This window comes from Curtobacterium sp. ODYSSEY 48 V2, assembly GCF_023712625.1.
GTDB lineage: Bacteria > Actinomycetota > Actinomycetes > Actinomycetales > Microbacteriaceae > Curtobacterium.
Genome location: NZ_JAMAXX010000063.1, coordinates 1 through 392, shown reverse-complemented (window position 1 = coordinate 392; position 392 = coordinate 1). Strand labels below are relative to the sequence as shown.

Here is a 392-nt window from a genome sequence, read left to right as displayed (position 1 = left end):
GCCTACGGACGGCGACACGACCGCCCTCCTCAATCTGGTTGAGTTTGCACTCGATTAGACTTAGGTTCTTGACGCAGCCCCAACAAGACGCACCGCACGTCGGCCCAGACGGCCACGCGATCTCTGACTGCTCGCGTCTGTCGGTTGACTGTCGGGTTTCTGTCGTGTTGCGTCGGCGCTTCGCTCCCCATACTTCGTTACATCGATCAACACGATGGAGCTACGAAATGAACGGTACCGGCAATTCTCAACAAAGCCGCTTGCTCACGCCGGCCGAACTGGCCGCGTGCATCAAGTTGTTCCGGGAGACACGGCAATGGTCGCAAGAACAATTGGCGGCAATTTCGGGGCTGAGCGTGCGCACAGTCCAGCGTGTCGAGCAAGGTTTGTCC

At 58.7% G+C, this 392-nt stretch carries 1 protein-coding gene; it reads left to right on the top strand.

The window, feature by feature from the left end; translation table 11 throughout:
- Positions 1-227: 227 nt before the first annotated feature.
- The coding region (locus M3666_RS17380; RefSeq protein WP_374109601.1) for a multiprotein-bridging factor 1 family protein at positions 228-392 on the top strand (165 nt) is incomplete at its 3' end.